At 45.6% G+C, this 10212-nt stretch carries 12 protein-coding genes; 8 read left to right on the forward strand and 4 right to left on the reverse strand.

Going from position 1 to position 10212, the window contains the following annotated elements:
• From BG32_RS09695 to BG32_RS09710, 4 genes are all read right to left on the reverse strand, one after another.
• A partial coding sequence (locus tag BG32_RS09695; RefSeq protein ID WP_147434917.1) for a heavy metal translocating P-type ATPase occupies positions 1-1061 on the reverse strand: 1061 nt, incomplete at its 3' end.
• A 1-nt stretch (position 1062) separates the two neighbouring features.
• Positions 1063-1257 (reverse strand): SHOCT domain-containing protein, encoded by a 195-nt coding sequence (locus BG32_RS09700; protein ID WP_121510290.1) that lies wholly within the window; start codon positions 1255-1257, stop codon positions 1063-1065.
• Positions 1258-1491: 234 nt separating this feature from the next.
• Positions 1492-2022 carry a type 1 glutamine amidotransferase domain-containing protein gene (locus BG32_RS09705; protein WP_006488314.1) on the reverse strand — a complete coding sequence of 177 codons (531 nt, stop codon included), beginning with the start codon at positions 2020-2022 and terminating at the stop codon, positions 1492-1494.
• 16 nt (positions 2023-2038) lie between these two features.
• A complete protein-coding gene (locus tag BG32_RS09710) occupies positions 2039-2956 on the reverse strand; it encodes a S9 family peptidase (protein ID WP_121510291.1) in 918 nt (305 codons plus the stop codon).
• A gap of 181 nt (positions 2957-3137) precedes the next feature.
• Here BG32_RS09710 and BG32_RS09715 point away from each other — a divergent pair, with 181 nt between their 5' ends.
• The 8 genes from BG32_RS09715 to BG32_RS09750 form a co-directional block, all read left to right on the forward strand.
• The gene (locus BG32_RS09715; RefSeq protein ID WP_006488309.1) at positions 3138-5315 is read left to right on the forward strand and encodes a bifunctional (p)ppGpp synthetase/guanosine-3',5'-bis(diphosphate) 3'-pyrophosphohydrolase; all 2178 of its coding nucleotides are present in this window, start codon (positions 3138-3140) and stop codon (positions 5313-5315) included.
• Positions 5312-5758: a D-aminoacyl-tRNA deacylase gene (gene dtd, locus BG32_RS09720; RefSeq protein ID WP_006488307.1), complete on the forward strand. Its 447-nt coding sequence runs from the start codon at positions 5312-5314 to the stop codon at positions 5756-5758. Before BG32_RS09715 ends, dtd begins: the two co-directional genes overlap by 4 nt.
• Before the next feature lie 11 nt (positions 5759-5769).
• Positions 5770-6267, forward strand: coding sequence for an OmpH family outer membrane protein (locus tag BG32_RS09725; protein WP_006488305.1), 498 nt, complete (start codon positions 5770-5772; stop codon positions 6265-6267).
• Positions 6264-6986: an LPS export ABC transporter ATP-binding protein gene (lptB, locus tag BG32_RS09730; RefSeq protein ID WP_006488303.1), complete on the forward strand. Its 723-nt coding sequence runs from the start codon at positions 6264-6266 to the stop codon at positions 6984-6986. Before BG32_RS09725 ends, lptB begins: the two co-directional genes overlap by 4 nt.
• On the forward strand, positions 6983-7513 hold the full coding sequence (locus tag BG32_RS09735) for a TIGR00725 family protein (RefSeq protein ID WP_014731324.1): 531 nt from the start codon (positions 6983-6985) through the stop codon (positions 7511-7513). The genes lptB and BG32_RS09735 overlap by 4 nt, the downstream gene beginning before the upstream one ends.
• Positions 7500-8921, forward strand: a complete 1422-nt coding sequence (gene gltX, locus BG32_RS09740; RefSeq protein ID WP_014731325.1) for a glutamate--tRNA ligase — start codon at positions 7500-7502, stop codon at positions 8919-8921. The genes BG32_RS09735 and gltX overlap by 14 nt, the downstream gene beginning before the upstream one ends.
• Positions 8896-9312 carry a type II secretion system protein J gene (locus BG32_RS09745; RefSeq protein ID WP_014731326.1) on the forward strand — a complete coding sequence of 139 codons (417 nt, stop codon included), beginning with the start codon at positions 8896-8898 and terminating at the stop codon, positions 9310-9312. The genes gltX and BG32_RS09745 overlap by 26 nt, the downstream gene beginning before the upstream one ends.
• A gap of 1 nt (position 9313) precedes the next feature.
• The coding region (locus BG32_RS09750; protein WP_121526752.1) for a HEAT repeat domain-containing protein at positions 9314-10212 on the forward strand (899 nt) is incomplete at its 3' end.

Here is a 10212-nt window from a genome sequence, read left to right on the forward strand (position 1 = left end):
CTTGCACCATTCAAGACTTCCCCATCCACCGGGATTCTCATACCAGGTTTGACAAGAAGAACGTCTCCAACCTCTATCTCTTCAATCGCTACTTCTTCGAAGACGTCCTGCCGTTTTACGAGAGCCGTTTCGGGAGAGAGATTCATAAGTTTCATTATGGCATCGGAAGTTCTTCCCCTTGAAAGATTCTCAAGATACTTGCCGAGAGATATTAGAGCGATAATCACTCCGGCCGATTCAAAGTACAAATCTCCTACGTAGCTGTGTCTACCGAGGGCTATTTGAACCGTCGCAAAGATTCCGTAAGAGAATGCCGCTCCCGTCCCTAGACCTACTAAAGTGTCCATATTTGGGCTTCCTCTGAAGAGATTTGGTATTCCCTTGGAATAGAAATCTCTGCCCGCAACTACTATCGGAATCGTTAGAATTAGCTGAACTATGGCGAAGTTAAGGGGATTGAGATGGGGATCGATGATTGCCGGAAGCGAAAGGCCCATCATATGGCCCATGGCAATTATCAGCAGCGGCAGAGCGAAGGCCGCAGAAAATATGAATTTCCTCTTGTAGGATGCTATTGCAGCCTCTTTTTTCAGTCGGCTCTCTTCAAATGCTTCAGTGACGAGGTTGCCTGGCCTATATCCGGCTTTTTCAACTACTTTCTTCACCTCTCCAATTTTCAAGATGTTGGGATCGTACTTAAAAGAAACGGTGTCCGAAGATAGATTGACACTGACATTCTCAACTCCATGCAGCCTTCCGATTGCTTTTTCTACGGCTGTACTGCAGGCAGCGCATGTCATTCCATCAATTTCCATTACAGCCTTCCTAAAAACCGGAATTTCTTTAAGACTGTATCCTGCCCGCTCTACTGCCTCAAATACTCTGCCTTTATCGACTTCCTGGAACACTTCGAATGTAAGACGTTCCGTAGCGAGATTTACTACAGGCCTCTCCACTCCTTCGATTTTAGAGACAGCTTTTTCAACGGCTCTTACACATGCCGCGCAGGTCATGCCTTCTACAATATATTCTTCTTTTACATGATTATTCTCAAAACTCATCTCATTTTTCCTCAGACAGCGGCTTTTTCAGTTGCTCGTACTGCTCAATTGAGATCTCTCCATTAGCCAGTCTTTCTCTGAGAACTCTCATTTCTTTGTCATATGAGGAGGAGATAGTCATTCGACTCTTCAGGATATCAGGCTTCAGAAAGAATACTACCGCAAAGATTACTATTAGGAATCCAAAGAACATCATCGTATCACCCCTTCGATTGGACCCCCCCCTGGGGGGAGGGTTATTCTAATAATACTATAAATTCTGTCGGATTTCAATACATTACTTGAAGAATTTCACTGAGCAGTTTTAGTGCAAGGATCACTGGTAGAACCAATAATGAAGAGAGTGCTTGCATTCGGTTCTACTCTGAGGTACTAGAAAATCACAGGTCTTGTTGCCGACCCTTTCTCATGTTGTCATTATTTGACTGAGTCAACGGAGTCCATTTTCGAGAGTTTCGACCAGTTTCCTGCAGAAGTCAGGGATGTCTTTCACCACTCTTCCCCAAACTAGATTGCCATCAACTAATGCCGGCTCGTCTACCCAAACCGAACCAGCATTTATTAGGTCATCTTTTATTCCTTCACTTCCTACTGCTTTCGAACCCCTCACAATTCCTGCCGATATTCCAACGAGACCGGCATGGCAGATCATCCCGATAACCTTTCCTCTTTCGTTGGCATCTCTAACCAGACTCTTCACCTCTTCGAATCGTCTAAGCCTGTCGGGAGCCCACCCGCCGGGAATCACAATCCCATCCATTTTCGAGACGTCTATCGATTTGAAGTCTGAATCCGAAAACGCTTCAAGCCCGCTCTTACCAAGAAAAAGAATGCCCTTTTCCCTGCCAGCAATGACCACCTCTGCTCCTTCTTCGCGAAGCCGCATCACCGGTACCCAGAATTCGAGATCTTCAAAGCCGTCTTCAACAAGAACCGCTATCTTCTTACCTTCTAATCTCATATTTATCCACCCCTTTCTAAAGAGTTATCAAAAACCACTCCAGAGTAGCATCGATGATCTCCAGCACTTTATCCTGTCTTTCGAAAAGGTCGAAAATGTGACCGGAGTCCTGTTGAAGCAGTCTGTCTACACCTTTGTGGTACATTGTGAAGAGATTTGAGACTTCCGGTTGGGGAAAGACCAGATCGTCCTTCGATCCAGAGACAACCAGAAGTGGCCCATCGTAGGAAACGATCTCGGCAACGGGATCTATAAGAAACAGCTCATCAAAGAATTCCTTTCTGAGAACAGTTGTTCCTCCCCAGGAAATCTCTGCGGTGATTTCTTCGAGTGGATCTGCTTCAATAGCTCTATCAACGGAATCCTTACCGAGAAGTGCCGAATACGTGTGAACGGGTATTGCGACTGCCGACCAGAGGGCAACACTCTTGACTCTGGAGTCGCAAGCTGCGAGACAGGCTGCGACGAGACCACCCTGACTGAGACCGACTACGCCGACTCTTCGGCTGTCTAAATCTTCCGCCGATGAAAGAAAGTCAATCGAAGATATCGCATCGGATATCTGTTTCGTGAAAGTAGTGTCCTTCCATTCGCCATCACTTGTTCCGGAGCCCCTGAAGTCAAACCTCAACGATGCCAGGCCCTTTTCGGCGAAAAGCCTTGCGGTCATCCTGTAGAGGGATTCTTCAGAACCGTACACAGTGAGATCATCCATATGTCCCAGGAATCCATGAAGTAGCACAACAACTGGCACGGGTCCTTCTGAAGATTCTGGACGTGTCAGAATACCGTTTATTCTCTCTCCCTCGACAAAGAAGTGGACTTTACTTTCCGTGACGATATGATTTGAGTCTATGGAAGTAGCGAAACAGCTTATCGACAGTGAAATCATCAACATGATTAGCAACGCACTTAGTAGCGACTGTTTCTTCACATGTTCACCCCCGTGTTAAGGACAATGATTACTCTAATATTCTACCGTTTCGATTAGGTCAACGCTTTAGACCAGGGCTGAAGAATGAACTTCTCAACTTCCTCGACTGGAAATCTTTGCGCATGGCTCGCTGTATTCACCAGTTGCTTCATGCTAAAATAAACAAATAGAAGGTGAGATAGTGGCCAGAACTGAAATCGATGCCCAGATTCTCCTGGGTGACCTCGAAAGCATTCTTCAATATCGCCTCAAGAGGAGAGACAAAGAGCGGATCTTCGACGCCTATGAGTTCGCGCGCTTCCATCATCAGGAACAGATGAGAGACTCTGGAGAGCCCTTCATAAGTCACCCCATTGAAGTCGCCAAAATACTGGCCCAGTTTTCCGCGGACAACGACACAATCATTGCCGGAATTCTTCATGACATAGTCGAAGACTGCAATGTTCCACTATCGGAGATCGCAGAAAAATATGGAGATACGGTAGCCCTCATAGTTGACGGTGTGACAAAGATAAGCAACTTGAAGCTAAATGAGAAGCTTGAGTCCAAGATAGTCAAGTCGAGAATGAAAGTCGAGACATTACGAAAGATGCTTCTGGCACTTTCAGATGACCCTAGGATAATCATAGTGAAACTGGCGGACCGGCTTCACAACATGCGAACGCTGGACTTTCTAAAAGATCCTGAAAAGAAGCGTGACAAGGCAAGAGAGACACTTCAAATCTATGCACCGATTGCCCACAGGATAGGTATGCACAAAATACAGGCCGAACTCGAGGATCTCTCTTTCAAGTATGAGTATCCCGAAGAGTTCAAGGAACTAAAATTCAAGGTCAACAGAAAGCTTAAGGAACGTCAGGACATAATGGACGAATACAAAGAAATTGTGCTTCGAGAGTTGAGAAAGAACAGGATCTCCGCCTTGATCGAAGGAAGAGTAAAGCATCTGTACAGCATATGGCAGAAGATGATTAAGAAGAATAGGTCTTTCGATGAAGTATTCGACCTAATTGCTCTCCGTATCGTAACCGGAGATGAAGTCAACTGCTACAAGATACTGGGAGCGGTTCACTCTCTTTGGCCACCAATGCCTGGTAGATTCAAAGACTACATAGCCGCTCCCAAATCGAACGGATACAAGTCACTCCACACAACTTTAATCACCCACAGAGGGGAGCCTTTGGAGATCCAAATAAGAAGCGAGAGAATGCACAAGGAAGCTGAATACGGTGTTGCCTCTCACTGGGTTTATAAAGAAGGCATAGATGTAAAGGATAGAACATGGTTTACGCAGCTCGTTGACTGGCAGAAAGATTTCATAGAAAGCTTCAAAGATATGGAATCTATTTCTCGCGAGCTAGAGGTCGAAGAGGTTTTTGTCTTCACTCCAAAGGGTGAGGTGGTTCATCTTCCGAAAGGGGCCACACCGATTGACTTCGCTTATGCCATCCACACTGAGGTTGGCCATCACTACGCCGGTGCCAAGGTGAACGATCGTCTCGTTCCGGTCAACTATGAACTGCAACTTGGTGATAGGGTTGAGGTAATTGTTAACAAGGCAAGCGAAGGTCCGAGTCTCGACTGGCTGAAATATGTGAGAGCAAACTCGACCAAGGCTAAGATAAAGAGATTTTTCAAGAATGAATACTCGGCGAAACTCGTAGAGAGGGGCAAAGAGATATTCAGAAAGATAAGCAAACGTCTTGCCGTTTCGATGGATGACCTCATTGAGGGAGAACAAATAAAGGCCCTGATGAACAGGTTGGGTGCGCACAATGAAAACGATCTTTTCAGCAAGCTTGGTGATGGATCGGTAACTATGGGAGAGGTTCTAAGCCTTCTTGCGCCGAAGGAAGAAGAGATTGAGACTCTTCCCGAAGAGACGGAACTGATAAAACAGAAACAGGCAAAGGGTAATGAGGTTGTTGTAGGGGGTGAAACGGGAATTGCCGTTTATTTTGCTAAGTGCTGCACTCCGCTTCCCGGGGACGATATCGTTGCTGTAATGAGCAGCAGGGGGATCTCGATTCACACTCGCAATTGTAGAAACCTGAAAGGCATAAGCAAAGACAAGCTTGTGGAGGCACACTGGAACCTTGACACTGGCGGCAAATTCAGTTCCTGGATCGTTGTGGAGTTTGATAGTGCTGATAGAACCATTGTAAACAAGTCTCTTGAGAGACTTGAAAACAAGAACGCAAAAGTAATGAAGTACTCCGTTGAAGCAGGCAGGTGGGGATATGATACACTGATTGCGAATATCCTTGTCAAGGATGTAGCCCATCTTACTTCAGTTATGGAGAACCTCAGGGGTATGAAGGGCGTTCAAAATGTTAAGAGATACGGAGGAGTTTCGTGAGAGCTGTAGTTCAAAGAGTAAGTAGTGCGAGTGTAGTTGTGGACGGAAAGGTCACGGGCAAGATAGATAAGGGGCTTCTTGTTCTTGTTGGAATTGGCAGGGAAGATGATGAGAGAGATGTGGAGTGGCTGGTAGACAAGACGGTTAATCTCCGTATCTTTGAAGATGAAAATGACAAAATGAATCTTTCCCTTATAGATGTTTCGGGATCGCTTCTTGCCATATCGCAGTTCACAGTAATGGGTGATGCGAGAAAGGGCAGGCGACCTTCGTTTACCGATGCTGCCGAACCTGAAGTGGCCAGGGGGCTGTTCAACGATTTTCTCCAGATGGCGTCTAAGACTGTGAGAGTCGAGACAGGAATATTCCAGGCTCACATGGACGTAGAACTTGTTAACAGTGGGCCCGTTACAATTTTATTGGATTCAAAGAGAGTATTTTAGGAGGTGTTCTTGTGAAAAGATCCTTGAGATTCATTCTTATTGTGATAATGGTATCGGCTGTCGGAGCGATAGTTGTTTCTGAAGGCGGTGCTGGTCCATCGGAGCCTGCAAAGATTGCATTTGCCAATATGCAGAAGGTGCTAGAAGCGACAAAAGACTGGGTAACTTTGAACATCGATTATCAGAAAGACACGAAGTTTTATCAGGGCCAGTTAGATACTCTTAGCCAAGAATATCAAGATCTGGCAAATTCTGGAGCGAGTCAAGACGCCCTTCTACAGAAACAGCAAGAGATCCTTACGAAGAAGAGCCAGTACGAACAAACACTTGAAACGACTTACAATGCAAAGCTTCAGGTAATAATGGAACAGGTCAACAAGAGAATAAAGGATTATGCTACGTTTGTCGGAATAGATATGGTGCTCTCCAGTGAGGTTGTCGTTTATGGTTCTTCCGCGTACGATGTTACCGACGCGATCATTGAATATATGAAAGGTTTTCAGAATTGAGTGATCCTTCTTATCTGAAATGCGAACATCTTGACAAACGCTACGGAAAAAGAAGAGTATTAAAGGATGTCTCGCTGGAGGCATCCTCTCTTGAGGTTGTGGGACTCCTTGGACCAAATGGTGCAGGAAAGACCACCGCCTTCAAGTCTATCCTGGGAATTGTGATTCCTAATTCGGGAAGCATTTTCCTTGATGGTGAGAACATTACACACCTTCCTATTCACGAAAGAGCCAAGAGAGGGATTGCCTATTTGCCTCAGGAAACGTCGATCTTCAGAGGCCTCAAAGTAATCGAAAACCTTACAATGGTGATGAAGCTAACGGGTCAGGAAGACAAATGCCTGGAAAAGGCAAGTGAAATTCTTGACGAATTTGGTATTCTTTCTCTGAAAGATCAAACTGCCTCTCTCATATCTGGGGGAGAAAAGAGAAGGCTTGAATTTGCCAGGACTATGACTCTTTCACCCTCGTTCATTCTTCTGGACGAGCCCTTTGTCGGCATCGATCCAATGACAGTGAAGGATATTCAGAAGATGATCAGAAAGCTAAAGAGCAGGGGGATCGGTGTCATCGTAACGGATCATGATGTTTCATCCATAGCTAAAGTGGTCGACAGGTTATACGTACTGTACAAGGGAGAGGTCATTTCTTCGGGCGATCCTGCGGCGGTTCTTGGAGATAGTCTGGTGGTAGAAAAGTATCTTGGAAGTGATGAATGATGCTTCACGTAACGGTAATAGGATACTCCGGTTCAATAAGCGCGAGCCCCGTGAAGGAGCTTCACGGAATTTGCGAAGAAGTAGGGAGGACTCTTGCCAGGCACGGACACGTTGTTATGACGGGTGGAAGAGACGGGGTAATGGAACTTGTTTCTAGAGCTGTTTCGAAAGAAGGGGGACGTGTTATTGGTGTGCTCCCCGCCGGAGATGAGGGCAACACCCACAATGAAATCAGGATTCGCACTGGGATGGATTTTGCTTTGAGATCGTTGATACTTACTAAATCTGCAGATGTGGTGATTTCAATCGGAGGTCAAGCAGGAACTCTGCTTGAGATAATCTCCTCATATTCTTACGGACACCCCGTCATTCTCATGGGTGGTACCGGTGGCTGGACAGATAGGATAGGGTCGGTGCTCATAGATGGAAAGTATTTAGACGAGAGGAGAACTGCAGAAGTCATGAGAGCAAATAGTATCGAAGATCTTGAGAGGTTACTTGAGGAGGCAGAGAATGGTAAGGTGTAGATTTGCGCCAAGTCCGACAGGCAATCTTCACGTTGGCGGTGTAAGGACAGCGCTGTTCAACTGGCTTTTTGCGAAAAATCAAAATGGAAGTTTCGTGCTGAGAATAGAAGATACAGATACCGAGCGTTCCGAGAAGAGATTCGAGGACCAGATTCTCTCTTCCATGAAATGGTGCGGTCTTAATTGGTCGGAAGGTCCCGACATCGGTGGGGAGTACGGTCCTTATAGACAGAGCGAGCGAGTAGCTCTCGGGTTTTATGATAAGTATGCTCAAGAGCTCGTCGAGAGAGGACACGCATATTATGCGGTCTACAAAAAGTCGAATCAGGAAGACGTGCTGAGAATCTCAATGGAGATGCCTGATATATCAGGTGACGAAGTCTACACAATTAAGTTCAGGATTCCAGAGGGCAAAACGGAATTTTCTGATCTCTCAAAAGGGAAGATGAGTTTTGAGAACGAGAACTTCTCGGATTTCATAATTATAAAGTCCAATGGCTTCCCCACCTACAATTTTGCTGTGGTAGTCGATGATCATATGATGGATATTACTCATGTCTTCAGAGGCGAGGATCACCTTACGAACACTCCAAGGCAAATAATGATCTATAGAGCTCTCGACTGGGAACCGCCTACATTCATGCATATACCACTGATTCTTGGGAGTGACAGGGCTCCGCTTTCAAAAAGGCACGGCCACACAAGCGTGGACCATTTCAGAGAAGAAGGTTATCTTAGCGTGGGGCTTATGAATTATCTGGCGCTTCTCGGATGGACGGTCGATGAGGAAATTTTCGATTATCACGAAAAGGTCAAGGATTTCATTCCTTCCGATATCTCTAACAAAGGCGTTGTCTTCGATTATGAGAAGCTCGAATGGATAAACGGAAAGCATTTGAGATTGCTGGATCCCGAGGAGCTCATGATCCAGTTTGGATTGTGGTTGAAGTTCACCGGAAGATTTGACTACTACGCGATCATTGAGTCCGACCAGTTCTACTCGAGAGAGGTACTCACGATGTGCAGGGAGAAGATAAACACGCTTGAACAGCTATTTGATTTCTCTGCTCCCTTTTTCAGTGATGAGCTCGATTATCAAGAGGAGTATGTTTCCAAGTATCTTCAGAACAACTGGAGCAAGGATTTAATCTCGGCAGCAATAAGGAAATTTGAGGATTCTCTTGACTGGTCTGTTGAAGGAGTAGAAAAAACCGTAAGAGAGCTTGCCGATGAAAAGATAGCTTCGAAGAAGAATACTTTTCAGACCTTGAGAGGGGGGGTAACGGGAAGGCTTGTGACTCCGGGACTTTTCGAGACGATCTCCGTTCTCGGCAGGGATAGGGTCCTCGAGAGACTGGAAAACCTTCTCGAGATGATTGAGTATGAGGAAGGGAATCTCTCTGATTGAGATGGTTGTGTCGCTTGCGGTTTCTGCGATACTTCTGATATCGGTTTTCAAAATAGTGAACATGTCGATTGCGATGTCATTCAACATTGTGAGAGAGACAAAGAGTTACATGTCGCTTTCCAGAACCTTCGATGTTATTGAAAGAGATCTCAACCGATCAATCGGAAACTTTTCGTGGGGGACCTCCTTCATTAGCTTCGACGCTATTGTTGACGGTCGATACAAGAGAATCAGATATTACGTTTCCGGCGACAGAATTATTAGAAGATCTGGCAACTCTTACAACACGGTGACCGAATTTGTAAAGTCTGCCGGTTTTTATGGAGAAGAAGGAAGCGTAAGATTCTTTGTTGATGAAGGAGAAATCCTGATTGGAATTGAAGGTGGATAAAATGAATCCAAAAGATATCAGAAAGATGCTTCAGGCTATTGAGGAGGAGATTTTCTCAAGAGCCGAAATGAATGTGAAGGATATGCTGGAATCTCCATCGGCATACGTAAGGGCAAGGGCAATAAAATCAGCAGTGGAACGCGATATGAAAATCGAGAATATCGAGTCTTTTCTTGATGATCCTTCGCCGGATGTCAGAAAAAACGCGGTTTCTTCGATGGCGAAATTCGGTGAAGATCGAGATTCTATACTGAAGGCTCTTGATGACCCGTCAGACCTCGTTAGAAGCGCAACGGCGAAGGAACTCGTCGAGTTCGGTTATGAGGACGAGGAGTTGGCGAGGAAAATTGCTGCAGATCCTTCAAAAAAGGTTAGGAAGACCTTTGTTATCTCCCTTGCGGAAGCCGGAGAGAGCGAACTCTTACAGGAGTTCAACGGAGATCCAAGCACCGACGTTCGAAGGATATTGTCTGCCTACAATGGCGAACTGCAGCTAGATGAAGAGGTGCTCTCTTCGCTTTCGGGAAAATTCCAGAAACTTGCTATTCATTCAAGGCTCGGTAAACTGGATTCGACTTCTTCAGAAAAGCTTTTGGGTCTTATAAAGGATTTTCGCATTTCAAAGACAAAGCAGATTCTAGTTGAATCTCTAGAACCATTCCCGGAGGAGGTCTCGGTTCCGGCGCTGAGAAAGCTAGTCGAGTCCGAGGATTCAAACGTAGCAATAACAGCACTGAAGACTTACAGAAAAATCAAGGGATACGATGTTTCGTTGTTGCAGGCCGCAGAGAGGTTCATGGATTCAGATGATGAAGAGATGAGATTCGTCGGGGCGCAGTACGTCAAAGGTCTACTTGAACCATCCGCGGTTGATATTCTTCGAGAAGGACTTAATGATCC

It is taken from the genome of Mesotoga sp. HF07.pep.5.2.highcov, from assembly GCF_003666285.1.
In the GTDB taxonomy this organism is placed as follows: Bacteria; Thermotogota; Thermotogae; order Petrotogales; family Kosmotogaceae; genus Mesotoga; species Mesotoga prima.